Consider the following 23,623-nt stretch of genomic DNA (forward strand, 5'->3'; position numbering starts at 1 on the left):
AGGCAGGACTGACATGTCGTTTCGCGTGACGCAGGGGACCCTGGCCCGCGGCGTGCTCGAGGGGTTGCAGACCAACCTCACCCGGCTGCAGCGCACCCAGGAGCAGCTGTCGTCGGGTCGCCGGCTCAACCGGCCGTCCGACTCCCCGGTCGACACCGTCAACGCCATGCAGCTGCGCGCCGACAAGCAGCGGACCACGCAGTTCTCCCGCAACATCGACGACGGCCTGGCGTGGCTCTCGACCGCGGACAGCACCCTGACCCAGACCACGGCGTACATGGACCGCGTCCGCCAGCTCGTGGTCTCCGGGGCCAACGGCACCAACGGCGTCGAGGAGCGCGGGGCCATGGCCGACGAGGTCGACCAGCTGCGTCAGGGCCTCATCCAGCTCGGCAACACCCAGTACGCTGGCAAGCCGATCTTCGCCGGAACGGTCACCGGGACCGTGGCGTTCGACCAGAACGGCGCATACGTGGGCAACAACGGACAGGTGACCCGTCAGGTCTCGGGCGACCCGAAGTCCGGTGTGCTCGCCGTCAACATCACCGGGAACGCGGCGTTCAGTGACTTGCTCAAGGGCACTGACGGGGTGAGCCCCGGTGTCCTCGAGCGGATCTCGACGGCCCTGCGCGCCGGCAACGTCAGCGACCTCAACACCGCCCTCGGCGACCTGGACAAGGCGGCCGAGACGATGCGTTCAGTGCAGAGCACGGTCGGCGCGAAGTTCAACCGCCTCACCAGCGTCCAGACGCTCGGGGATGCCCACCTCGACACCGTCACCCAGGGCCTCGCCAATGCCGAGAGCATCGACCTGCCCAAGACGATCGTCGACCTGCAGATCCAGCAGAACGCCTACCAGGCGGCGCTCGGCGCCACGGCCAAGATCATCCAGCCGTCGCTCATGGACTTCCTGCGCTGACGACACCCCCTGTATGCCGTGAGGCCGCCTCCCAGCCGGGAGGCGGCCTCCGTCGTCCCCGGCCCGGAAGGGGAGGTGAGCACCCGCCACATTCCGCGTGCTGGGGGAGGCGCGCACACGGCATACCCGGGAACCCGCGCGTAGTGCCGTCGACCCACGGGGCGCCCGCGGGGTTCGCGGAGCGGGTGGAGGGTCGGCGGGCAAAGCGGGGGCTCGATGCCCTCGGGGGAAGGCGCGTGCAGAACCGCCCGGCCTGCGGCTAGGTGGGGAGGACGACGGCGAGGTGGCCGAGGCCGTAGCCATCGATCGCCAGGCGCAGGTCGATCCGGCGGGTGAGCCGTCGCACGACCGGCACGAGGTCCGGCGGCGGCAGCTCGTCCGGCGCGACGACCGACCACAGCTTGAGGTGCGGGGCGTTCGGCACGTTGAACAGCCCGGCGAAGACGTTGACGACCTCGGAGAAGTTGTCGAGCAGGTTCTGCGGGATGTAGCGCCCCTCGATCGCGGCGTCCGCCCCGGCCGGCGGGACCAGCGACAGCGCCGCCCCCGCCCGCGCCGCCAGCTCGAGGTCGGTGCACACCAGCGCGCCCGTCTTCACGTCGTCGGTGACGTAGACCGCGATCGCGCAGGGCCGGATGATCGAGGGCACGACCGGCTCGAGGCACGGGGAGACCTCGACGTCACGGCCGAGCAGGTCGGCGAACAGGTCGCGGATGCGTTTGGGCGCAGGCAGGACGGTCATCGGCAGCAGACCCGGACGCTCAGGCCAGGACCGGCAGCAGCGCGTCGCGGAACGTGTCCGCGTTGAACGGCTTGGCGATGAGGAACAGGGCCCCCGCGGCCTCGGCCCGCTCGCGCATCTCGGGCGAGCCCTCGGAGGTGACGAAGCCGAACGGCGTCTCGTCGCCCGCCCGGCGCAGCGCGTGGATCAGCTCGATGCCGGTCATGTTGGGCATGTTCCAGTCCGAGAGGACCAGGTCGGGCCGGGTCTCGTGGACCGCCTCGAACGCCTCCCGCCCGTCGGCGGCCTCGCTGATCTGGTGTCCCTCGAAGCCGGCCTGGCGCAGGGTGCGGACCACGATCATGCGCATGGCGCGGCTGTCGTCGACGACGAGGATGTGCATCAGGAGAGGATCCGTTCAGGAGCGGTGGCGGCGGACGGGGTCCCGGTCTCGGGGGCGGTCAGGCGGTGCAGGGCGATGAGGACGGGCTCGCCGTCGCAGGTGAGGAAGACCTCGGCGAGGGCGGGGGTGGCCAGGTCGCGCGGGTCCGCGTCGGCGCCGCCCAGGACCACCGGCAGGGAGAGCCGGTTGGAGCCGGGCAGCAGCGTCTTGACGTTGCCACCGACGACGTTGGTCAGCTCGCCCATCGCGTCCGCGACCTCGGCGGGGCCGACCTCGTCGGCACCCATCATGAACATCGCCGCGGCCGCCTCGCGCGCGCCGGCGCCGGAGGTCTGCACCGAGACGGCGCCGGGCGCGTCACCGGCCACGGTGACCACGGCCGTCACGACCTCCTCCGGGCAGGCGACCGGCGCGGCCGCGGCCGTCACGGTCAGCCCGAGCAACGAGCTCCAGACGTCGCGGGCGATCTCCTCGATCTCGGCGATGTCCTTGGGGTCCAGCGTCATGCCGCCGCCTTCCCGTCGAGGCGGTACACGGTCGCGCCGCCCACGGTGATCCGTCTGAACCGCGCGTCGACGTTGATCGTCGTCTCGGCCGCCCCCAGGAAGAGGTAGCCGTCCGGGGCGAGCAGCCGCCGGACGTGGTCGAGCACGCGGACCTTGGTTTCAGGGTCGAAGTAGATGAGGACGTTGCGCAGGAACACCACGTCCATGGTGGGCAGCGGCGGGAAGGGCGCCGCGAGGTTGAGCTGCCGGAAGGTCACCATCGAGCGCAACGTGTCGCTGACCTGCCACGAGTCCTCGACGCGGGTGAAGTGCTGCTCCCGCAGCTCGGGCGGCAGCCCCCGCTTCATCTCGAAGTCGGTGTAGCGCCCGGCCCGCCCCCGCGTGAGCATCTGCTCGGACAGGTCCGTGGCCAGCAGGTCCAGGCGCACGCCGGCGGCGGCGACCCGGTCCGCGACGGCCATCGCGATCGAGTACGGCTCCTGCCCCGAGGAGCACCCGGCGGACCAGACCCGCAGCGACCCCTGGCAGCGGCGGGCCGGCAGCAGCCGGTCCAGCACGTCGCCGGCCAGCGCCTCGAAGGGCGCGCGGTCCCGGAACCACGAGGTCTCGTTGGTGGTCATCGCGTCCACGACCCGGCGGCGCAGCTCGCCGTTGTCGTCCAGCCGCAGCTCCGCGACCAGCGCGGGCAACGACCCCAGACCGGTATCGCGCGCCACGGGCAGGAGCCGTGCCTCCACGAGGTACTCCTTGCCCTTGGGCAGGGAGATGGCTGCCTCCCGCTGGACGAGGTGGGAGACGAAGTCGAAGTCGCCGCTGGCGATGCTCATGGCCGGCCTCCTGCCGCCAGGGGCGGCTCGGGCGAGCGGGCCGGGGGACGGAACTCGGAGCGACCCTCGGCGACGGCCGCGAGCAGGACCTCGGCGATCTGGCCCAAGGGGAGGACCCGGTCGGCGAGGCCCGCGCCCACGACCGCACCCGGCATACCCCAGACGGTCGAGGAGGCCGCGTCCTGGGCGAGGACCCGGCCGTGGCGGCTGTAGACCGCCGCGGAGCCGCGGCGACCGTCGTTGCCCATGCCGGTGAGGACCACGGCGAGGGTGCCGGGGCCGTGGACCTCGGCGGCCGAGCGGAACAGCGGGTCCACGGCGGGGCGGCAGTAGTTCTCCGGCGGGTCGTCGGTGAGCCGCACGTAGACGTGGACCTCGCGCCGGGCGATGGTCAGGTGCTTGTCCCCGGGCGCGATGAGCACCTGGCCGGGCTGGATGACGGCGCCATGCGTGGCCTCGCGCACCTCCAGGGCGCAGCGGCGGTCGAGCCGCTCGGCCATCAGCCGCGTGAACATCGGCGGCATGTGCTGGACCACCAGCACCGGCACCGGCAGGTCGGCGGGCAGCGCGGGGAGCACCTCCTCCAGGGCGCTGGGGCCCCCGGTGGAGGCGCCGATGACGACCACGTCGACCCGGTGGGGTGCCCTGGGGGCGGCCGGAGCGCCGTCGGCGCCGGCGGCGAGCACCCCGCCTGCGACGGTCGTGTCCGTGGCCAGCCGCGGCGTGAACGGGCGCCCGCACAGGGCGATGATCTTCGGGGCGAGCTGGGAGCGCACGACGTCCAGCGCCTCGGGGGCGCTGGAGACGTTCGCCGGCTTGGCCAGGTAGTCGCTGGCGCCCAACGCCAGGGCGTCCAGGGTGGCGCTCGCGCCGCGCTCGGTGAGCTGGCTGAACATCACCACCGGCAGGTGCGGGCGGTTGAGCCGGATCCGGCGCAGCGTCTCCAGACCGTCCATGACCGGCATGTCGATGTCGAGCACGACGCAGTCGGGGGCGAGCTGGTCCAGCTTGGCCAGCGCCACCTGCCCGTTGGCGGCGGTGCCGAGCACCTCCAGCGCCGGGTCGGCCGACAGGGCCTCGGTGACGAGGCGTCGCACGACGACCGAGTCGTCGACGACGAGGACGCCGATGCGGCTCATCGCGGGGCGCCGGCCAGGCCCAGGACGTGCAGCTTGGCGGTGATCGTGTCGGGGGTGAACGGCTTGATGACGTAGTCGTGGGCGCCGGCGGCCAGCGCCCGGACGATCTGGGCGCGCTCGCTCTCGGTGGTGACCATCATCAGCGTGATCCCGCGGTATTCCGCCGTCGAGCGGCACACGGCGACGAAGGCCAGGCCGTCCATGACCGGCATGTTCCAGTCCACCAGCGCGATGTCCGGGCGCACGCCCCCGGCGAGCAGGTCCAGCGCCTCCTGGCCGTCGCCGGCCTCGAGAACCTCGTAGCCCTGGCCGACCATGATGCGGCGCAGGATCATCCGCATCGCGCGCGAGTCGTCCACCACGAGAGCGAGCATCGACCCTCCTGTGCACCGGTTCCGGGGCCACGGGCCCATGCCTTCGGCTGTCCTATCGACCCGACGGCGGCGGACCTGAGCCCCCGGGAGGGACCGGTCCGCCGCCGTCGTCGAGCAGCCGTGCACGGCCGGTATCGCGCGCCCCCAGTCCGGCTCGAGGGCGGCAGGAGGCGCGCGGCACGGGTCAGTAGCGGAAGTGCGAGACCAGCTGGTGCAGGTCGCTGGACAGGTGCGCCAGCTCGGCGGCCGCCTGCTGCGTCTGGGCGACCCCGGCCGTGGTGGTCTCGGCCGCCGTGGCGACACCGTTGATGTTCTGGGCGATCTCGGTGCTGCCGGTGGCGGCTTCGTTGACGTTGCGGTTCATCTCGTTGGTCGTCGCCGTCTGCTCCTCCACCGCCGAGGCGATGGTGGTCTGGAAGTCACTGATCCGGCCGATGATGTCGCCGATCTCGCCGATGGCACGGACCGCCACGTCGGTGTCGCCCTGGATGGCCTGCACCCGGTGGGCGATGTCGTCGGTCGCCCGGGCGGTCTCCCGGGCCAGCTCCTTGACCTCGTTGGCCACGACGACGAAGCCGCGCCCGGCGTCGCCCGCCCGGGCCGCCTCGATCGTGGCGTTGAGCGCCAGCAGGTTGGTCTGCTCGGCGATCTGCGTGATGACCTTGATGACGTTGCCGATCTCCTTGGAGGACTCCCCGAGCCGACCGACCTGGGTGTTGGTCTCGGCGGCGTGCACGACGGCCGAGTGCGCCACCCGCGCCGCCTCCGTGGCGTTCTGGGCGATCTCGTGGATCGAGGCCCCCATCTGCATCGAGCCGGCGGCGACGGTCTGCACGTTGCGGCTGACCTGCTCCGAGGCGGCCGCGACGACGTTGGCCTGGGCCGAGGTCTCCTCCGCGCTGGCGGCGATCTGCTGGCTGGTGGCCGACAGCTCCTCGGAGCTGATCGCCAGGGCCGTGGCGCTGGTGGCCATCGTGGCGATCGCCTCGCGCAGGCTGCCGATCGCGGTGTTGAGGTCGGTGGCCATCTCACCCACCTCGTCGCGGGAGGTGACGTTGGCGGTCTGCGTCAGGTCGCCCTCGGCGACGGCGCGCAGCACCCGGCACACCTTGCGCAGGGGGCTGGTGACCAGCCGGGCCATGAACAGGGCAAGCCCGACGGCCAGGGCGACGCCGACCAGCAGGACCGCGACGATCGCCGCGGTGGCGTTGCTGAACGTCGTGCCGGCCGCGCTGACGGTGCGCCGCGCGTCCGCCTGCTCGGCGGCGGTCATCTGGTCGATGAGCGCGAACGCGCGCGCGGTGGTCGGGGCCAGCTGGCTCTCGCGCAGCGCGCCGTACTTCGCGCGGTCACCGGTCAGGACCAGCGGGATCGCCTTGGAGTTGCGCAGGACGCGGTAGTCCGACCACACCACCTCGAACTGGTTGACCAGGCCCTTGTTCGCGGCGTGGGCCATGTAGGCGCCGACGGCGTTGTCCAGGGCCGTGTCGTCGTCGGGGATCTTGTTCACCCACTGCTGCTGGCTGCTGCTGTCGGTGGCCTCGGCCAGCGCGGCCATGTCGATCCAGCTCTGCTGCGCCAGCTTCTGGGTGGCCGCCAGCTGGGTGATCGGCAGGAGGTTGTCGTGGTAGAGGCTGCCGACCGAGGCGTTGACGGTGGCGAGCTTGGCGACCGACAGGCCGGCGACCCCCACCGAGACGAGGGCGACGACCAGCACCGACAGCAGGATCTTGGTGTTCATCCGCCGGTTGGCGAACCACCCGCGGGCGCGGTCACGCTTGCGGCGCCGCGCCGCCGCAGTCGGGGCCGGCGTCGTGGTCGGCGGTGCCTCGGGGGCGGCGTCGACGGCTTCCTCCGGCGCGGTCTGCCCGTCCGTGGGCGTCGTGTCGGCCATGGCCGTGGTCCTTTCGTTCTTCCATCCGTGGTCTGGGGGTCCGCGCCTGCGGCGCGTCGAGCCGGTATGCCGGGTCAGGCCGGGGTGCCCACCTGCACCGCCTGCTCCACGTCGAGGACGAGCAGCAGCTGGCCGGGCAGCCGGCAGGTGCCGCTGATCAGCCGGGCCGGTGGGCCGGTGAGGGTGTCGGGGCGGGGGTCGTGGTCCTCGTCGGTGACCGCGACGACGTCGCCGGCGGCGTCAGCCACCAGCCCGATGACGTCGTCCTCGTGGCGGACCACGACGGTCACGAGGCCCGGCTCGACCGGGGTCGGCAGCCCGAGCTGGGTGCGCAGGTCGAGCACCGTGACGACCTGGCCGCGCAGGTTGACCAGGCCGCGCACCGCGGGCGGGGCCAGGGGCACCGGGGTGATCGCCGGGGTGCGGAGGACCTCCTGCACGTGGGCGACGTCGATGCCGAAGAGGCCGTCGTCGACGACGAAGGAGGACAGCAGGCGCGCGCTCACGACGGCACCGCCATCCAGTCCAGGACCGCCGGGGCCGCCGGCTCGTAGAACCGCGGGTCGGCGGCGAGCACGGCCCCGCGCACGTCGAGCAGCTCGGCCACGTGTGCGCCGACGACCACGGAGCCGTGCAGGCCCGGGCCGCCGACGTCGCTGCTGACGCCGGCGAAGTCGTCGCTGATGTCGTGGATCGAGCTGACCACCAGGCCCACCGAGCGCCCACCCTCGCTGTAGACCACCACGAGCACCCGGTCGCCGGCGGGCTCGTCGGCGATCCCCATGACGGTCGTCAGCCGCGCCAGCGGCAGGATCGCGTCGCGGTACTGGATCACCTCGCGGCCGCCGACCTGCTCCAGCGTGGCGGTCGAGAGCTCCTCGATCCGGTGCACCGCGTCGAGCGGGATCGCCACCCGGCGTCGCGGGCCGACGCCGACGAGCAGGAAGGACTCCGGCTCGGCGTCCGCGGCCACGGCGTCGGCCTCCTGCGACCGGTCCAGCTCGCGGGTCGCACCCAGCACGCCGGTGCGGCGCCCCAGCGCCGGGATGTCCAGGATCAACGAGATCGCCCCGTCCCCGGTGAGCATGGCCCCGGCATACAGCCCGATCCGGGCGAGCTGGGAGGAGAGCGGTTTGACCACGACCTCCTCGGTGTCGAGGACCCGGTCCACGAGGACGCCGAACTGCCGGCCCTCGCTGGCGACGACGACGATCGAGACGGAGTCCCCGCTGGCGCGGCGCCGGGGGAGGCCGAGCACCTCGTCGAGGTGCACCAACGGCAGCAGCCGCCCGCGCAGCCGGAAGACCGGGGCGCCGGAGACGTCCTCGATCGCGGTGGCCACCTGGTCGGCGGGCACGGCCACGAGCTCGACCACGCTGGTCTGCGCGATGGCCAGCCGCTGCCCCGCACTGGCGACGGTCAGGGCCGGGATGATGGCCAGGGTCAACGGGATCCGCAGGGTGACCGTGCTGCCGAAGCCGGCCACGCTGTGCAGCGCGACGGTGCCGCCGATGTGCTCGATGTTGGTCTTCACCACGTCCATGCCCACTCCGCGGCCGGAGACGCTGCTGACCTGCTCCGCGGTGGAGAAGCCCGGCGCGAACACCAGCGCCGTCGTCTCCTCCACCGACAGCCGGGCCAGCTGCTCGGGGGTGACGAGCCCGCGGTCGACGGCCTTGAGGCCCACCCGCTCGGGGTCGATGCCGCGCCCGTCGTCGGTGATCTCGACGTGGACCTTGCCCGCCTGCTGGTAGGCGCGCAGCCAGATGACGCCCTCGGCGGGCTTGCCCAGCGCGACGCGCTCCTCCGGCGGCTCGATGCCGTGGTCGACCGCGTTGCGCACCAGGTGCGTCAGCGGGTCCTTGATCGCCTCGAGCAGGGACCGGTCGAGCTCGGTCTCGCGTCCCTCCATCTCCACGCGCACCTGACGGCCGCAGGTGACGCCGAGGTCCCGCACGACGCGGGGCAGCTTGCTCCACACGTTGCCGATGGGCTGCATGCGGGTCTTCATGACCCCCTCCTGCAGGCCTGCGGCGATGACGTCGAGGCGGTGTGCGGTGTGCATCAGCGACAGGTCCTGGAGCCGCCCCGCCTGCTGCACGACCTGGTTGCGCGTCAGCACCAGCTCGCCGACCATCTGCATCAGCTCGTCGAGGACGCCGACGTCGACCCGGATGGTGTGCTCGGCGACCGCGCTCCTAGCCTCGAGCGGGAGCTCCTCGGGCGGGGCGGTCACGACCGGTGACGGGTCGCCGGCGTCCGCGGGGTCGGCGGACGGCCCGACCTCGGGGTCGGCCTGCTGCAGCCGCTCGAGCTGCGCCACGAGGGCGGCGACGTCGTGGTCCCCCTCCTGGCCACCGCTCTCGATCGCGGCGAGGATCGTGCGGATCGCGTCGACCATGTCGAGCAGGGCCGCGGCGCGCTCGAAGTCGAGCTCCAGCACCCCGTCGCGCAGCCGGCTGAGCAGGCCCTCGCCGACGTGGGTGACGCGCTCGAGCTGGGTGAAGGCCAGGAAGCCGCTGGTGCCCTTGATGGTGTGGATGGTGCGGAAGATCCCCGCCAGCAGCTCCCGCGAGGCGGGGTCACGCTCCAGCTCGACCAGGTCGCGGTCGAGCTGGTCGAGGTTCTCGTGGGACTCGACCAGGAACTCCTGGACGATCTCCTCCATCTCGGATAGCTCGAACACGATCCCTCCCTCGAGCCCTCGCGCGTCGCGTCCATGCGGTGCGGTCCACCCGCCCTATCGGCGCGCAACGCCCGCAGGTGAGGGGAACGGGTCGGGAGCGGCCCTGTCGGCGACCACCCGGCATACCGGATCAGGTCAGGACTTGGCACAACTCCTCAGATACCCCGGGGGGTCGCCGAAGAGGGGGACGGTCACGGACGACCAGCAGCTGCCACGGACCAGGCGGAACCCCCTCAACCCCTGCTCGCCAGGGGACCGCCCCTGTTGTCCCAAGCTGCTGGAGGACCTGTCTTCATGCCGGAGCCCCTCGGCGACGCCACGATGAGCGCGCTGCACCAGGCCCTGTCCGGGCTCGCGCTGCGCCAGCGCACCATCGCCGACAACGTCGCCAACATCGAGACCCCCGGCTTCCTCGCGGGCAAGGTCGACTTCGAGGACAGCCTGCGCAGCACGCTGGCCACCGGCGGCGACCCGGGCACGGCCGCTCCCACCCTCGCGCGGTCGCTGGAGCCGACGAACACCAACGGCAACAACGTCAACCTCGACGAGGAGACCCTGGCCGGGACGCAGACCAACCTGTCCTACCAGCTGGTCACCGAAGCCATGACCGCGAAGTTCCAGCGGCTGCACATGGCGATCGGGGGCAACGCCTGATGGGCATGTTCGACGCGATCCAGAACGCCGGCAGCGGCCTCGTGGTCTACCGCAAGTGGCTGGATGCGGTCTCCGACAACGTCTCCAACATCAACGACGTCTCGCCGACGAGTGGCCCGGCGTTCCAGGCCCGCTACGTCGTGGCGCAGGCGCGCAGCTACGGCAACGCCGGCGGCGCCGAGGTCGGCGGCATCCAGCTCGGCGACGCGCAGGGCCGCGTGGTGCACCAGCCGGACAGCCCGATGGCCGACGCCAACGGGGACGTGCGCGTGCCCGACATCGACCTGGCCGACCAGATGGGCCAGCTGATCATCGCCCAGCGCGCGTACCAGGCGAACCTGTCCGTGGTGCAGCGCGCGCAGGACGCCTACCAGGCTGCGCTCGAGCTGGGGAAGTGACGTGACGATCCCTCCCATCGCGCCCGTCGGCGCGCTGCCGGTGCCCCAGGGCATCGCCCCGCTCGCGCCTTCCGCCACGCACGGCGTGGACTTCGGCGGCATGGTCGCCCACGGCCTCCAGCAGCTCCAGGACCTGCAGTCCACCAGCGACAACCTCGCGGTCAAGGCGGCTACCGGTGACCTCACCGACATCCACGACTACATGATCGCCTCGAACGAGGCGTCGGTCGCCACCGAGCTCACCGTCGCCGTGCGCAACAAGGCCGTCGAGGCGTTCACCGAGATCATGCGGATGCAGATGTGAGCGGCTTCGACCCCCGCGCGCTGCTCCAGCGCGCCCGGAACCTGTTCTCCGGCTTCACGACCGGGCAGAAGACGATGACCGCGATCGCCGTCGTCGCCGCGATCGTCGGCGGGGCGTTCTTCGTGTCCTGGGTGTCCCAGCCGACCTACGCGCCGCTGTTCACCAGCCTGTCCTCGACCGACGCCGCCGCCATCACGGCCAAGCTCACCGACGCCAAGGAGCCCTACCAGCTCGCGGACGGCGGGACGACGGTGCTCGTGCCCCAGGCCGACGTGTACCAGCAGCGGATCAACCTCAGCGGCCAGGGCCTGCCGGCCGGTGGGGGCAACGGTGACGGCTACTCGCTGCTGGACAAGCAGAGCCTGACCACCTCGGACTTCCAGCAGCGCGTGACCTACCAGCGGGCGCTGGAAGGCGAGCTGCGCAAGACGATCGAGTCGGTCGACGGGGTCCAGGCGGCCGTGGTGCACCTCGCCCTGCCGGAGCAGGACGTCTTCACCACCGACGCCGCCCGGCCGACCGCCTCGGTGCTGGTCAAGACCGCGCCCGGCACCTCCCTGAGCAGCACGCAGGTCGAGGCCGTCGTCCACCTCGTCGCCTCCGCGGTGCCCAAGCTGGACCCGCAGCAGGTGACCGTCGCCGACGGCAGCGGCAAGGTGCTCAGCGCAGCCGGCCAGGACGGCGCCTCCTCGGCCCTCAGTGACGCCCGCGCCCAGCAGAGCCGGACCGCCTCCGACGCCACCGCGGCCGCCGTGCAGACGATGCTGGACAAGGTCGTCGGCCCCGGCCACTCGGTCGTGCGCGTGGACACCAACCTCAGCTACGACCAGCAGACGGTCGACCGTGAGGAGTACCTCGTCGGCAAGAAGCAGGTGCCGCTGCAGACGAGCACGAGCAAGGAGACGTTCAAGGGCAACGGTGCCGCGGTCGGCGGCGTGCTCGGCCCGGACAACATCTCGGTGCCCAGCGGTTCGGGCAACGGCTCCACCTACACCAAGGAGTCCGGCGACCAGACCAACGCCGTCGGCACCCAGAAGACCCACACCACGGCCGCGCCCGGGCAGATCCGGCGGATGACCGTCGCGGTCGTCCTCGACGCCCGCACCGCGGGCTCCGCTGACCCCAACCAGATCAGCGCGCTCGTAGCCTCGGCCGCCGGCCTGGACACCAAGCGCGGCGACGTCGTCACCGTCGACAAGATGCCGTTCGACACCAAGGCAGCCGCCGACGCCGCCAAGGAGCTGGCGCAGGCCGAGTCGGACAAGCGCACCAGCGACCTCATCAACCTCGGCAAGACCGTTGGCCTGGTCCTGCTGCTCGCCCTGGCGCTGTTCATCTTCGCCCGGCGCAGCCGCAAGGTCGAGCGCACCCCGCTCGACCTCGGCGAGCTCGAGGCCTACCGCGACGAGCGGGCCCAGCTCACCCGGCCGCAGACGCTGGCCCTCGACTCCGGCCTGGGCGCGCCCGCCATCCTCGAGGCGCCCAAGCCGCGCTCCCCCGAGGCGGAGATGCGCGCGGCCATGCGCGAGGAGATCAGCACCTTCATCGACGACCAGCCCGACGAGGTCGCCCGGCTGGTCCGCGGCTGGCTCGTCGAACGGAGGCCCTGACGTGACCTCGATCGACCACCTGTCCGGCCTGCGCAAGGCCGCCGTCCTGCTCGTGCAGGTCGGCAAGGAGCAGTCCGCGCAGATCCTCAAGGGCCTGCGCGAGCCCGAGGTGGAGGCCCTGACCGCGGAGATCGCCCGGCTCGAGGAGATCGACGTCGAGACGAGCGACGCCGTGCTGCGCGAGTTCCAGGAGCTGGCAGCAGCCCGCCACTACTACAGCCAGGGCGGCATGGCCTATGCCGAGGAGGTCCTCGTGGCCACGCTCGGCGCCGACAAGGCCAAGGCCGTCATGGCCCGGCTCTCCTCCACGCTGGTGGAGATGCCGTTCGAGTTCCTTCGCCGCATCGACCCGCGGATGGTCCTGTCGTTCCTCCAGGACGAGCACCCGCAGACGATCGCGCTGGTCCTCGCGCACATGGCCGCCGACCAGGCCGCCGTGGTGCTCTCCGGCCTGCCCGAGGACACCCAGGCCGACGTGGCCCACCGGTTGGCCGTCATGGACCGCACCTCCCCGGAGATCGTCAAGCAGGTCGAGGCCCACCTCGAGCGCCGGCTCTCCACCGTGCTGCAGTCCAGCGACTACTCCGCCGTGGGCGGTCTCCAGCCGCTGGTCGAGATCATCAACCACTCCGACCGCGCCACCGAGCGGCTCATCCTGCAGGGCCTCGAGGTCCGCGACAGCGAGCTGGCGGAGAACGTGCGGGCGCAGATGTTCATGTTCGAGGACATCGTCACCCTCGACGACCGGTCCGTGCAGGTGCTGTTGCGCCACGTGGAGACCAAGGACCTCGCGGTCGCGCTCAAGGGCGTCAAGACCGACGTCCGGGACAAGATCGTGCGCAACATGTCCGAGCGGGCGGGCACCGCCCTCGTGGAGGACATGGAGGTCCTCGGCCCGGTGCGCCTCAAGCAGGTCGAGGAGGCGCAGGCGGTCGTGGTCCGCCACATCCGCGAGCTCGAGGAAGCCGGCGAGATCCTCATCTCGCGAGGGGGCACCGATGAGTTCGTGGTCTGAGACGCTGCCGCGCAGCGTCGTGATGCGGGGGAGCGACGCCCCTGCGATGCGTCCGGCCCGCCTCGGCGCCGACCTGCGCTCGACGCCGTGGGTGAGCAGCCACGGGGCCGACCCGCGCCTGTGCGACCCCGCCCTCGAGGCCGTGGTCGCCGAGGCCGCGGCGCTGGCCGCCGACGAGGCGCGCAGCGCCGGCTTCGAGGACGGTCTACGCGCCGGCCTGGAGGAGGGGCGCGAGCGGGCCCGGCGCGAGCTGGAGGCCGAGCTGGCCGCCCGCGCCGACCGCGAGGAGCAGGAGCGCCAGGAGCGCGCGGCGCGGCTGGCCGCCACCCTGGCCACCCTGGCCCAGGCAGCCACGGCGTTCTCCCACCGGGAGCTGCCCGTCGTGGAGGAGCTGCACCGCACCGGTGCGGCGATGGCCGTGGAGATCGCCGAGGTGCTCGTCGGTCACCACCTCGAGGTCGCCGGCTGCCCGGCCCGCGACGCCGTCGAGCGCGCCCTCGCGCACACCGCGCGCGGGGCGGCCGCCGTCGTCCGGCTCCACCCCGAGGACGCCCAGGCGCTGTCCGAGGGGGATGCGGTCGCGCCCGGTCGCACGCTCACCCTCGTCGCCGACCCGGCCGTCGAGCGCGGCGGCTGCGTCGTGGAGTCCGGCGAGCGGCGCATCGACACCCAGATCGGCCCCGCCCTGCAACGCGTCCGGGCGGTGCTCGAGTCATGACCGCCCTGATGGAGGCCATGGTCCGCGCGGCCGCGCCGCAGGTCGCGGGCCACGTCACCCGTGCGGTGGGCCTGAGCATCGACGTCGCCGGCCTCGACCTCGCCGTCGGCGAGGCGGTCACCATCGCCGGTGACGACGGGCCGATCCTCGCCGAGGCCGTGGCCCTGCGCGAGGACGTCGCCACCTGTATGCCGGTGTCGGACCTTCGCGGCGTGCGTCGCGGCGCCGCTGTGGTCACCACGGGCGGCCCGCTGCGCGTGCCCGTCGGCCCCGGGCTGCTGGGCCGGGTCGTCGACGCCCTCGGCCGGCCGATGGACGGCGGCCCGCCGCTGACCGGCGTCACGCTGACCGGTGTCGAGGGGACGGCGCCGCCGGCCATGCGCCGCAGCCGGATCGACACCCAGCTCGGCCTGGGCGTGCGCGCCATGGACACCCTCATCCCCTGCGGCCGCGGACAGCGGATCGGCATCTTCGCCGGCTCCGGCGTCGGCAAGTCGAGCCTGCTGTCGATGATCGTGCGCGGCACCCAGGCGCCGGTCTGCGTGCTGGCCCTGGTGGGCGAACGCGGCCGCGAGGTCCGCGAGTTCGTCGAGCGCGACCTCGGCCCCGAGGGCCTGGCCCGCTCGGTGGTCGTCGTGGCGACCTCCGACGAGCCGGCGCTGGTGCGCCTGCGCGCAGCCTCGACCGCCACCCGCATCGCCGAGTGGTTCCGCGACCAGGGCCAGGACGTGCTGCTGGCGATGGACAGCGTCACCCGCGTGGCCATGGCCCAGCGCGAGGTGGGGCTCGCCGCGGGCGAGCCGCCGGCCACCCGCGGATACCCGCCGTCGGTCTTCGGCCTGCTGCCCCAGCTCATGGAGCGCGCCGGGACGGCCGAGGTCGGCAGCATCACCGGCCTCTACACGGTGCTGGTCGAGGGCGACGACATGAACGACCCCGTCGCCGATGCCGCGCGCTCGATCCTCGACGGCCACGTCGTGCTGGACCGCCGGCTCGCCACCTCCGGGCACTTCCCGAGCATCGACGTGCTCGAGTCGGTCTCCCGCAGCGTCAACGCGATCACGACCCGCGAGCAGCGCGCCGACGCCACGACGCTGCGCCAGCTGCTGGCCGCGCGGCGCGACGCCAAGGACCTCGTGGAGATCGGCGCCTACGTGTCCGGCTCCAACCCGCTGGTCGACCGGGCGCTGCGCCAGGCCGACGCGATCGACGCGTTCCTGCGCCAGGACGTCGAGGAGTCCACGGGCGTCGCCGCGGGCTGGGCCGGCCTGCACACCCTGGTGGGTGCCGCATGAGCCGCCGCCCACGCTCCCGCCTGACGACGCTGATGCGGGTACGCCGCATCGCCGAGGAGACCAGCCGCGCCCGCCTGGCCGAGGCGGCCGCGGCCGAGCTCGCCGCGGTGGAGGAGGTCACCCGCACCCGCCGCGTCTACCTGGACGGGCCCGCGGTCGACGGGGACACCGCCCTGCAGGACTTCATCTGGGGGCGCTCCCGGGTGGCTGCCCGGGCCGAGTCGGTCTACCGCGCCGTGGTCCGTGAGGCCTCCGCCGCCGAGCAGGCCGACGTCGCGCGCTGCCTGTGGAGCGAGGCCGCCCAGCGGGTCACCGCCATCGAGCGGCTCGAGGAGCGGGAGCGCGAGGCGCGCCGTCTGGAGCAGCTCGCCCAGGACCAGCAGGTGGCCGAGGAGATCGCAGCCACCCGGCGGGAGGATCGGCGATGACGGTCGACCTGTCCGGCCTGGCCGCCGTGCAGTCGCGGATGCTCGCGATCCAGGGCCGCTTCGCCCCGCTCAGCGGCGCCGTGGCCGGAGCCGGCGGCGCCACGGGGTCCGCGGGTTCCGCTGGCGCCTCCGCCTCGTCATCGGCTGCGGTGTTCGCCAGCAGCCTCGCCGCGGCCGGCGGCGACGCCGGGTCGGCCACCTCCTCCATCCTCTCCACCTCCTCCCTCGGGCCGTCGACGCCCGCCGGGACCGGGCCGTCGGGGGAGCAGGTCGTCGCCGACGCGAAGCGCTACCTCGGCGTGCCCTACCTCTGGGGCGGCACGGACCCGGCCACCGGCCTGGACTGCTCGGGCCTGGTGCAGCGCGTCTACGCCGACCTCGGCGTCGACCTGCCCCGCGTCGCCGCCGACCAGGCGCGGCAGGGCAGTCCGGTCGCGAGCCTGGCCGACGCCCGCCCCGGCGACCTGCTCGCCTTCGGCTCCCCGGTCGACCACATCGGCATCTACGCCGGCAACGGCCGGATGGTTGTCGCGCCCAAGAAGGGCGACGTCGTCAAGGTCGAGGCCGTCTACCGCACCCCGACCGCGATCCGGCGGATCCTGCCCGACGGGGTCGCGCCCGGCCCGGCCTCCGTGCCCGTCGTCGGCCAGGCCATCGCCGCCGGTGGCGGTGCAGCGGGCCCGGTGCCCGCGGCATACAAGGGGCTGTTCGAGGCCGCCGCGGCGCGGCACGGGGTGCCGGCGAGCCTGCTCGAGGCCGTGGCCCGCGCGGAGAGCGGCTTCGACCCGCGCGCCGTCAGCCGGGCCGGCGCGGTCGGCCTGATGCAGCTGATGCCGGGCACCGCCCGCAGCCTCGGGGTCGACCCGCGCGACCCGGCGCAGGCGATCGACGGCGCCGCCAGGCTGCTGGCCGGGAACCTGCGCACGTTCGGCTCGAGCGAGCTGGCGCTGGCCGCCTACAACGCCGGGCCGGGTGCGGTCCGCAGCTACGGCGGGGTGCCGCCCTACGCCGAGACCCAGAGCTACGTCCAGCGCGTGCTGGCCTATCAGAAGGGGGCACTGGCATGAGCGGAACCGGCCCGATCCCCGGCACGGCGAGCCCCGCCCCCGCCGGGACGACCTCCGCCCGCACCGGCGCCGACGCAGGCAGCGACGCCACGTCCCTCGCGTTCCTCGCGGCCCTGTCGGCGGTGCTGCCCGTCGCCCCTGCGCCGGCGTCCGAGCCGGCAACCGACCCTGCGGCCGGTGTGGCCGGTGTTGGCGCGGCCACGTCGGCGGCTTCCTCGGCTGCTTCTCCCTCGGCGGCTGCCGGCCTGCCGGGCTCACAGCCCGGGGCCCTGCCCGCTCCGGCGATGCCGGCCTTCGTCGCCCCTCCGGCGGCTGCGGTGCCCCAGATCCCCTCTGCCTCAACGCCTTCGGCGGCGACGGCCCCGGCGTCCACGGCGACGGTTCCGCTGACCGCGCCGCCGGTGCAGTGGGCGGCACCCGCGGCCGTCCCGGAGACCCTGCCGGCCGCGCAGACCTCTGCGCTGCCCGGGGTGCCCGGGGGGCAGGCGCCCACCGCTGCCGACCCGTCCGGTGCGCCCCAGGCAGCTGCCACGACGGGCCTGTCGACCGTTCCGGTGGCGCCGTCGCCCTCGGCTCCCGACACGGGCTCTGCTGTGGCACAGGGGGACTCGCCCGCCGCGGTCGCCGTGGCGACCGCCTCCGCGTCCCACGCCGCGACCGGTGGCGAGTCGCGCGATACGGGCACCTCGGCGGACGGCCGGCAGCCGTCCGCGACCGCCCCGACCGGTATGCCGGAGCTCGCGTCCCAGCCCACGCTCCCGGCGGCGTTCGTCCCCGCCCCGGCGGAGGTGGGCCCCGTCGCCCGGGACACCCAGGCCGGGCCCGCGTTGCCGCACCACCAGGTGCTCACAGCGGTGTCGCCGCTGCTGCGCGGGCCGGACGGCACCCACGCGGTGCAGGTGCAGCTGCACCCGCAGGACCTCGGCGCCGTCACGGTGACCGTCGAGGTGCGCCGCGGCGAGGTCGCCATCCACCTGCACGCCGCGGACGACGCCGCCGGCGGCCTGCTGCGCGACCACCTGGCCGACCTGCGCCAGCAGCTCGAGGACCAGGGGCTGCGCGCGGGCGCGCTGCAGGTCGACTCCGGCGGGGCCGGCCCCCGCGACTGGACCAGCTTCCGGCAGCAGCAGCTGCCGCAGGACCGACCCGGGCCGACGCGGCCCGGCGGGAGCGCCGGCGCGCCGGCCACCACCAGCCCACCCACCACCGCACCGGCGGCCGCCGGGGCGCTCGACCTGAGAATGTGAGGCACCCCGGATGACCGACGCCATCGGCGCGACCGGCGCCTACGCCGCCGCGGCCCCGACGGCCGCGAGCACGGCGGCCAGTCCCGCGACGGGCTTCAACGCCATGGGCAGCGACGCGTTCCTCAAGCTGCTCGTGGCCCAGCTGAAGTACCAGGACCCCAGCCACCCCACCGACGGCACGCAGATGCTGGCGCAGACCGCGAACTTCCAGATGGTCGAGAAGCTGCAGCAGATGGCCGACACGACCCAGCAGCTGGTCGCCGAGCAGCAGACGGTCGCGTCCGTCTCGCTCGTCGGCCGCTCGGTCTCCTACTCCGACAACGGCCACGACGCGTCCGGCGTCGTCAGCGCCGTGAAGTTCGGGCCCGGCGGCCCGGTCCTCACGGTCGGCTCCTCCGAGGTGCCGCTCGCCGCGGTCACCGAGGTCCGCTCCGCCGGCTGACCCACCCGCCACGACCCACCAGCTTCCCGCCCACCCACCCGCCGACAGGGACGTTTCCCGGGGTCCAAGACCCTCGAAACCCCGCGAAACGCTCCTCTCGGCGCCAGAAGACAAGGACTTCGACCATGCTTCGCTCGCTCTTCTCGGCCGTCTCCGGCCTGCGCAGCCACCAGACGATGATGGACGTCATCGGCAACAACATCGCCAACATCAACACCGCCGGCTACAAGAGCAGCCAGGTCGTGTTCGAGGACACGCTCAGCCAGGCGCTGAAGTCGGCCGGCTCGCCGCAGGGCGTCAGCGGCGGCACCAACCCGGCCCAGGTCGGCCTCGGCGTCAAGGTCGGCGCCGTGACGACCAACTTCTCCCAGGGTGCGACCCAGATGACCGGCCGCTCGACCGACATCACGCTGCAGGGCGACGGCTTCTTCGTCGTCAAGCAGGACGGCCAGACCCTCTACAGCCGCGCCGGTGCCTTCTCCTTCGACGCGCTCGGCAACCTGGTCAACCCCGACGGCGCGATCGTGCAGGGCTGGCAGGCCGACGCCAGCGGCAACATCAACACCAACGCCTCGATCAGCGGCCTGAAGCTGCCCATCGGCCAGGCCAAGGCGCCGACGCAGACCGGCTCGGTCAACGTGGGCGGCAACCTCCCCTCGGACGCCAAGGCCGGCGACAAGCTGGTCAGCTCGATCGACATCTTCGACGCGCAGGGCAAGGCCATCCCGGCGACGTTCACCTACACCAAGGGCGCCGCGGCGAACCAGTGGACGCTCACGGTGACGGTGCCCAACCCGGCCGGTGGCACCCCCCTGACCGTCGGCAGCCAGGCGCTGACCTGGGACCCGGTGGCCAAGAACTTCGGCGCCACCACGACGGCGACCCTGGCCAAGGGCGGGTTCACCGGCTACCAGTTCGACACCGACGTGACCGTCAACCTCGGCACCGCGACGAACCCGCTGACCCAGTACGCCTCCGCCAACACCGTCTCGGCGCTCGACCAGGACGGCTCGGCTCTCGGCAGCCTGCAGACGTTCACCCTCTCGCCCGACGGCACGCTGCTCGGCATCTTCTCCAACGGCCAGAAGCAGGCCCTCGGCCAGGTCGCCGTGGCCAACTTCAACAACCCGCCCGGCCTGGAGAAGGTCGGCGGCAGCCTCTACCGCGACACCTCCAACTCCGGCACCCCCGCCGTCGGCACCGCCGGCACCGGCGGCCGCGGCACCCTCGCCAGCGGCGCCCTGGAGATGAGCAACGTCGACCTCGCCCAGGAGTTCACCAACCTCGTGGTCGCCCAGCGCGGCTTCCAGGCCAACTCCCGCGTCGTCACCGCCTCCGACGAGATCCTGCAGGACCTCGTCAACATGAAGCACTGACGCGCGACGCGCTGACGGTGCGCGCGGCCCGCGGGTGACCACCCGCGGGCCGCGCGTGCGTCATACCGGCGGCGCAGGTATGCCGGGTGCTCCCGGCCGTGCCTGCGCCGTCGCCATGTGCCGGGTCGGCTCAGAAACCGCAGGTCGGTGCCGATAGAAGGAGTGCGGGACCACGGATGGCCCCGCTGTCACTGCCCACGGATGGACGACGCCATGATCATGGTCACCCGGCGCAACGGGAGCGCCTTCGCCCTCAACCCCGACCTCATCGAGCGGGTCGAGGCGACGCCGGACACCGTCATCACGCTGGTCGGCGGCACGAAGTACGTCGTGGCCGAGCCGGTCCAGGAGATCATCGAGCAGGTCCGCGCGTTCCGTGCCGCTGTCCTCGCCGAGGCCGGCGCCCAGTCCGTCGAACCGCACCGACCGCCGCACCTGCGGCCGGTCACGGACCTGGAGCACTGAGGTGGAGCTCGCCACCGTCGGCGGGATCGTGGGGATCTTCGCCGCGGTCATCGGCTCGATGGTCATGGAGGGCGGCAGCCCCGGCTCGCTGCTGCTCGTGCCGCCCATGCTGCTCGTCTTCGTCGGCACGTTCGGCGCGGCCCTGGCCGGGGGCACGATGAAGGACCTGGGCACCATCGTCGCGCAGACGAAGAAGGCGTTCCTGGGCTCCGTCCCCGACGGCCAGGACGTCGTCGCGGTCATCGTGAGCATGGCCGACCGGGCCCGCCGCGAGGGCCTGCTGGCGCTGGAGGACATGGTCCGCGACGTCGAGGACCCGCTGCTCAAGCGCGGCATCGAGCTGACCGTCGACGGCACCGACGCCGACGAGATCGCCGACATCCTCGAGGCCGAGGTCGCCACCAAGCGCGCCGCCGACAAGGTGGGCATCAAGTTCTTCGCCGACATGGGCGGTTACGCCCCGACCCTGGGCATCATCGGCACCGTCATCGGCCTGATCCACGTGCTGGGCAACCTCAGCAGCCCCGACAAGCTCGGCGAGCTCATCGCCGGCGCGTTCGTGGCCACCCTGTGGGGTGTGCTCAGCGCCAACGCCCTGTGGCTGCCGCTGTCCAACAAGCTCAAGCGGCTCAGCGAGCTCGAGGCCGCCCACATGGAGATGCTCGTCGAGGGCGTCCTCGCGGTGCAGTCCGGGACGAACCCGCGCCTGGTCGAGAAGAAGCTGCGCTCGATCCTGCCGCCGGCGCCGGTCAAGGCCGCCAAGGGGTCCCCGGCCGGTGCGTCGAAGGAGGCGGCCTGATGGCCCGCCGCCGCAAGGGACACGGGGCTGGTCACGAGGAGGGCCACGAGAACTCCGAGCGCTGGCTGCTCACCTACGCCGACATGATCACCCTGCTCATGGTGCTGTTCATCGTGCTGTTCGCGATCGGCGAGACCAACAAGGACAAGTTCAACAAGCTCCACGACGGCCTGGCCCAGTCCTTCGGCACCGCGGCCGTCGTCGACGGCGGGCAGGGGATCCTCCAGGGCAGCCAGAAGCAGTCGCCGACCCCGGACGAGTCCCGCGAGGCCGAGATGGCCCTGTCCCGGCAGCGCCAGCTCCAGCAGTCCGCCCTGCTGGAGAAGCAGCAGATGGACCAGATCCGTGCCCGCATCACCGCCGCCCTGGCCAGGAAGGGCCTGGCCGACGCGGTGCAGTTCACCAGCGACGAGCGCGGCCTGACCGTCAACGTCGTCACCGACCGGGTGCTGTTCAACCTCGGCCAGGCGGACCTGCGCGTCGAGGGGCGCGCAGTGCTGGACGCCATCGCGCCGGCCCTCAAGGGCCTGCCCAACCACGTGACGGTCGAGGGGCACACCGACAACGCCCCGATCCACAGCGACCGGTTCGCCTCCAACTGGGAGCTGTCCACCGAGCGCGCCACGACCGTGCTGCGCTACCTGCTCGGCCACGGCCTCGGTGCGGCGCACTCCTCGGCCGCCGGCTACGCCGACCAGCGCCCGCTGGCCCCCAACGACACCACCGCCCACCGCGCCCGCAACCGACGCGTGGCGATCGTGGTGATGTCGCTGTCCTCGTCCATGCCGGGCAGCGACCCCCTGCAGCCCCTGACCGCCGCCCCGGGAGCCTGACGTGCCGACCACCTCCGCCGCCCTGCACGAGAACCACGGCGCGAAGACCGCCACCGTCGAGGTCGACGCCCCGCGCGGGTCCCGGCGACGCACCGTCCTCCTGGTGCTCCTCGCTGTGGTGGTCCTCGCGGCCGGTGCCGTTGTCGCCATGAAGCTGCTCGCCGGCCCGGCCGCCAAGGAGCCGGACCCCGCGACGGTCCCGGGCGCGATCGAGAAGATCGACTCGATGACGGTCAACCTCGCCGACGGCCGCTACCTCAAGGTCGGCGTCGCCGTGCAGCTGAGCAAGAAGGCCTCGCCGTCGGCGCTCGTCGCGGACGGCTCGGGCGCGGCGGCGGTGACGTTCGACCCGGCCAAGGCCCAGGACGCGACCATCGCGGTCTTCGGCACCCGCACCTACCAGCAGCTCCTCGCCGGGGGCGGCCGGCAGAAGGCCCAGCAGGCGCTCAAGGCCGAGCTCGAGAAGCGTTACGACCATGGGGTGCTGGGGGTGTACTTCACGGAGTTCCTCATGCAGTGACCCGGTGGCGGGTCGGCCGGCAGCACTGCCCGCCGCAGAGTCCTCAGGTCGTGCCGGTTTCGGCCGATCTGTGACTTTGTGATGCCCTCGCCCGACGCGTACGACTTCCGCCGACCCAACCGGTTCAGTCGCGAGCACGTGCGGGCGCTGCAGATCGTCAACGAGACCTTCGCCCGGCAGGTCGCCACGGTGCTGTCGACCACCCTGCGGGTGGTCTCCCAGGCCAGCGTCGCCTCGGTGGGCCAGACCACGTACGACGAGTACGTCGCCCGGGTGCCCAACCCCTCCCTGCTCGCCGTGCTGTCCTTCGACGAGCTGCCCGGGTCCGGGGTCTTCCAGCTCCCGATGGACATCGTCATGGGCGTCGTCGACCGGCTGCTCGGCGGTCCCGGTGGGGGCAACCAGCCGTCCCGGGCGCTGTCCGACATCGAGACCGGCCTGGTCCGCCGGCTCATCCAGCGCATCGTCCTGGAGCTGACCTACTCCTTCGAGTCCCTCGACCTGATCGTCCACCCCAAGGTGGTCAACCTGGAGTCCGACGCCCAGTTCATGCAGCTGGCGCCGCCCTCCGAGCCGGTCATCGTCTCCCGCTTCGACCTGCGGATCGGCGACCAGTCGGCCACGGCCACGCTGTGCCTGCCGTTCGCCACCCTCCAGCCGGCCCTGGACAAGGTCGGGAACCGCCCGGCCACCGCGCGGGTCGGCGCCGACGCGGTCACCGCCCGCGCCGTCGAGCAGCGCATCTACGCCGTGCCGGTCGAGGTCACGGTCGCCTTCCGCGAGGTCAGCCTCACCTCCTCGGAGGTCCTCGCCCTCACCGTCGGCGACGTCCTGCCGCTGCGCCACCCGGTCGCCGAGCCGCTCAACGTGGCCGCCGACGGGGTCCGCGTGGCCGCCGCCGTCCCGGGCAGCCAGGGCCAACGCCTGGCCTGCCAGGTCGTCTCCGCCTGAGCTCCACCGCCTGACCTCCCCTCCTGCCCCGA

General features: G+C 73.0%; 27 protein-coding genes. 18 read left to right on the forward strand and 9 right to left on the reverse strand.

The window, feature by feature from the left end:
• Window positions 1-13: 13 nt before the first annotated feature.
• Complete coding sequence (gene flgL, locus AC3ANM_RS12435; protein WP_488284728.1) at window positions 14-919, forward strand: flagellar hook-associated protein FlgL; 906 nt, start codon at window positions 14-16, stop codon at window positions 917-919.
• A 259-nt stretch (window positions 920-1,178) separates the two neighbouring features.
• Here the strand turns inward: flgL and AC3ANM_RS12440 are convergent, their stop codons facing one another.
• The 9 genes from AC3ANM_RS12440 to AC3ANM_RS12480 form a co-directional block, all read right to left on the reverse strand.
• Entirely contained in the window at window positions 1,179-1,661 is a 483-nt protein-coding gene (locus tag AC3ANM_RS12440) for a hypothetical protein (protein ID WP_488284729.1), read from the reverse strand.
• A 19-nt stretch (window positions 1,662-1,680) separates the two neighbouring features.
• A complete protein-coding gene (locus tag AC3ANM_RS12445; RefSeq protein WP_488284730.1) occupies window positions 1,681-2,043 on the reverse strand; it encodes a response regulator in 363 nt (120 codons plus the stop codon).
• Entirely contained in the window at window positions 2,043-2,549 is a 507-nt protein-coding gene (locus AC3ANM_RS12450; protein WP_488284731.1) for a chemotaxis protein CheX, read from the reverse strand. The genes AC3ANM_RS12445 and AC3ANM_RS12450 overlap by 1 nt, the downstream gene beginning before the upstream one ends.
• Window positions 2,546-3,376 (reverse strand): CheR family methyltransferase, encoded by an 831-nt coding sequence (locus AC3ANM_RS12455; RefSeq protein ID WP_488284732.1) that lies wholly within the window; start codon window positions 3,374-3,376, stop codon window positions 2,546-2,548. The genes AC3ANM_RS12450 and AC3ANM_RS12455 overlap by 4 nt, the downstream gene beginning before the upstream one ends.
• On the reverse strand, window positions 3,373-4,515 hold the full coding sequence (locus AC3ANM_RS12460; protein ID WP_488284733.1) for a protein-glutamate methylesterase/protein-glutamine glutaminase: 1,143 nt from the start codon (window positions 4,513-4,515) through the stop codon (window positions 3,373-3,375). The genes AC3ANM_RS12455 and AC3ANM_RS12460 overlap by 4 nt, the downstream gene beginning before the upstream one ends.
• Window positions 4,512-4,889, reverse strand: a complete 378-nt coding sequence (locus AC3ANM_RS12465; RefSeq protein ID WP_488284734.1) for a response regulator — start codon at window positions 4,887-4,889, stop codon at window positions 4,512-4,514. Before AC3ANM_RS12465 ends, AC3ANM_RS12460 begins: the two co-directional genes overlap by 4 nt.
• Window positions 4,890-5,073: 184 nt before the next feature.
• Window positions 5,074-6,783 carry a methyl-accepting chemotaxis protein gene (locus tag AC3ANM_RS12470; protein ID WP_488284735.1) on the reverse strand — a complete coding sequence of 570 codons (1,710 nt, stop codon included), beginning with the start codon at window positions 6,781-6,783 and terminating at the stop codon, window positions 5,074-5,076.
• Between the two features lie 74 nt (window positions 6,784-6,857).
• On the reverse strand, window positions 6,858-7,289 hold the full coding sequence (locus tag AC3ANM_RS12475) for a chemotaxis protein CheW (protein WP_488284736.1): 432 nt from the start codon (window positions 7,287-7,289) through the stop codon (window positions 6,858-6,860).
• The gene (locus tag AC3ANM_RS12480) at window positions 7,286-9,469 is read right to left on the reverse strand and encodes a chemotaxis protein CheA (protein WP_488284737.1); all 2,184 of its coding nucleotides are present in this window, start codon (window positions 9,467-9,469) and stop codon (window positions 7,286-7,288) included. Before AC3ANM_RS12480 ends, AC3ANM_RS12475 begins: the two co-directional genes overlap by 4 nt.
• 294 nt (window positions 9,470-9,763) lie before the next feature.
• On the opposite strand from AC3ANM_RS12480, the gene AC3ANM_RS12485 reads away from it, so the two are divergent.
• The 17 genes from AC3ANM_RS12485 to fliM all read left to right on the forward strand — a co-directional run bounded on the left by AC3ANM_RS12485 (window position 9,764) and on the right by fliM (window position 23,591).
• Window positions 9,764-10,123, forward strand: a complete 360-nt coding sequence (locus tag AC3ANM_RS12485; RefSeq protein WP_488284738.1) for a flagellar basal body rod protein FlgB — start codon at window positions 9,764-9,766, stop codon at window positions 10,121-10,123.
• Entirely contained in the window at window positions 10,123-10,521 is a 399-nt protein-coding gene (locus AC3ANM_RS12490; RefSeq protein ID WP_488284739.1) for a flagellar basal body rod protein FlgC, read from the forward strand. The genes AC3ANM_RS12485 and AC3ANM_RS12490 overlap by 1 nt, the downstream gene beginning before the upstream one ends.
• Before the next feature lies 1 nt (window position 10,522).
• Entirely contained in the window at window positions 10,523-10,825 is a 303-nt protein-coding gene (fliE, locus tag AC3ANM_RS12495) for a flagellar hook-basal body complex protein FliE (RefSeq protein ID WP_488284740.1), read from the forward strand.
• Window positions 10,822-12,435: a flagellar basal-body MS-ring/collar protein FliF gene (gene fliF / locus AC3ANM_RS12500; protein ID WP_488284741.1), complete on the forward strand. Its 1,614-nt coding sequence runs from the start codon at window positions 10,822-10,824 to the stop codon at window positions 12,433-12,435. The genes fliE and fliF overlap by 4 nt, the downstream gene beginning before the upstream one ends.
• Before the next feature lies 1 nt (window position 12,436).
• Window positions 12,437-13,450 carry a flagellar motor switch protein FliG gene (gene fliG, locus AC3ANM_RS12505; RefSeq protein ID WP_488284742.1) on the forward strand — a complete coding sequence of 338 codons (1,014 nt, stop codon included), beginning with the start codon at window positions 12,437-12,439 and terminating at the stop codon, window positions 13,448-13,450.
• Window positions 13,434-14,168, forward strand: a complete 735-nt coding sequence (locus tag AC3ANM_RS12510; RefSeq protein WP_488284743.1) for a FliH/SctL family protein — start codon at window positions 13,434-13,436, stop codon at window positions 14,166-14,168. The genes fliG and AC3ANM_RS12510 overlap by 17 nt, the downstream gene beginning before the upstream one ends.
• Window positions 14,165-15,463 (forward strand): FliI/YscN family ATPase, encoded by a 1,299-nt coding sequence (locus AC3ANM_RS12515; protein WP_488284744.1) that lies wholly within the window; start codon window positions 14,165-14,167, stop codon window positions 15,461-15,463. The genes AC3ANM_RS12510 and AC3ANM_RS12515 overlap by 4 nt, the downstream gene beginning before the upstream one ends.
• Window positions 15,460-15,891, forward strand: coding sequence for a hypothetical protein (locus AC3ANM_RS12520; protein ID WP_488284745.1), 432 nt, complete (start codon window positions 15,460-15,462; stop codon window positions 15,889-15,891). Before AC3ANM_RS12515 ends, AC3ANM_RS12520 begins: the two co-directional genes overlap by 4 nt.
• Window positions 15,888-16,958 (forward strand): transglycosylase SLT domain-containing protein, encoded by a 1,071-nt coding sequence (locus AC3ANM_RS12525; RefSeq protein ID WP_488284746.1) that lies wholly within the window; start codon window positions 15,888-15,890, stop codon window positions 16,956-16,958. The genes AC3ANM_RS12520 and AC3ANM_RS12525 overlap by 4 nt, the downstream gene beginning before the upstream one ends.
• Complete coding sequence (locus AC3ANM_RS12530) at window positions 16,955-18,205, forward strand: flagellar hook-length control protein FliK (RefSeq protein ID WP_488284747.1); 1,251 nt, start codon at window positions 16,955-16,957, stop codon at window positions 18,203-18,205. The genes AC3ANM_RS12525 and AC3ANM_RS12530 overlap by 4 nt, the downstream gene beginning before the upstream one ends.
• Window positions 18,206-18,215: 10 nt before the next feature.
• Window positions 18,216-18,647: a flagellar hook assembly protein FlgD gene (locus AC3ANM_RS12535; protein WP_488284748.1), complete on the forward strand. Its 432-nt coding sequence runs from the start codon at window positions 18,216-18,218 to the stop codon at window positions 18,645-18,647.
• 125 nt (window positions 18,648-18,772) lie between these two features.
• On the forward strand, window positions 18,773-20,023 hold the full coding sequence (locus AC3ANM_RS12540; protein WP_488284749.1) for a flagellar hook protein FlgE: 1,251 nt from the start codon (window positions 18,773-18,775) through the stop codon (window positions 20,021-20,023).
• Between the two features lie 201 nt (window positions 20,024-20,224).
• Window positions 20,225-20,488 (forward strand): flagellar FlbD family protein, encoded by a 264-nt coding sequence (locus AC3ANM_RS12545; RefSeq protein ID WP_488284750.1) that lies wholly within the window; start codon window positions 20,225-20,227, stop codon window positions 20,486-20,488.
• A gap of 1 nt (window position 20,489) precedes the next feature.
• Complete coding sequence (locus AC3ANM_RS12550) at window positions 20,490-21,287, forward strand: motility protein A (RefSeq protein ID WP_488284751.1); 798 nt, start codon at window positions 20,490-20,492, stop codon at window positions 21,285-21,287.
• The gene (locus tag AC3ANM_RS12555; RefSeq protein ID WP_488284752.1) at window positions 21,287-22,120 is read left to right on the forward strand and encodes a flagellar motor protein MotB; all 834 of its coding nucleotides are present in this window, start codon (window positions 21,287-21,289) and stop codon (window positions 22,118-22,120) included. Before AC3ANM_RS12550 ends, AC3ANM_RS12555 begins: the two co-directional genes overlap by 1 nt.
• Window position 22,121: 1 nt before the next feature.
• Complete coding sequence (locus tag AC3ANM_RS12560) at window positions 22,122-22,640, forward strand: flagellar basal body-associated FliL family protein (protein WP_488284753.1); 519 nt, start codon at window positions 22,122-22,124, stop codon at window positions 22,638-22,640.
• 81 nt (window positions 22,641-22,721) lie between these two features.
• Window positions 22,722-23,591 (forward strand): flagellar motor switch protein FliM, encoded by an 870-nt coding sequence (gene fliM, locus AC3ANM_RS12565; protein ID WP_488284754.1) that lies wholly within the window; start codon window positions 22,722-22,724, stop codon window positions 23,589-23,591.
• Window positions 23,592-23,623 lie beyond the last annotated feature (32 nt).

The sequence above is a fragment of the Oryzihumus sp. JJN4-3R genome, assembly GCF_057747915.1.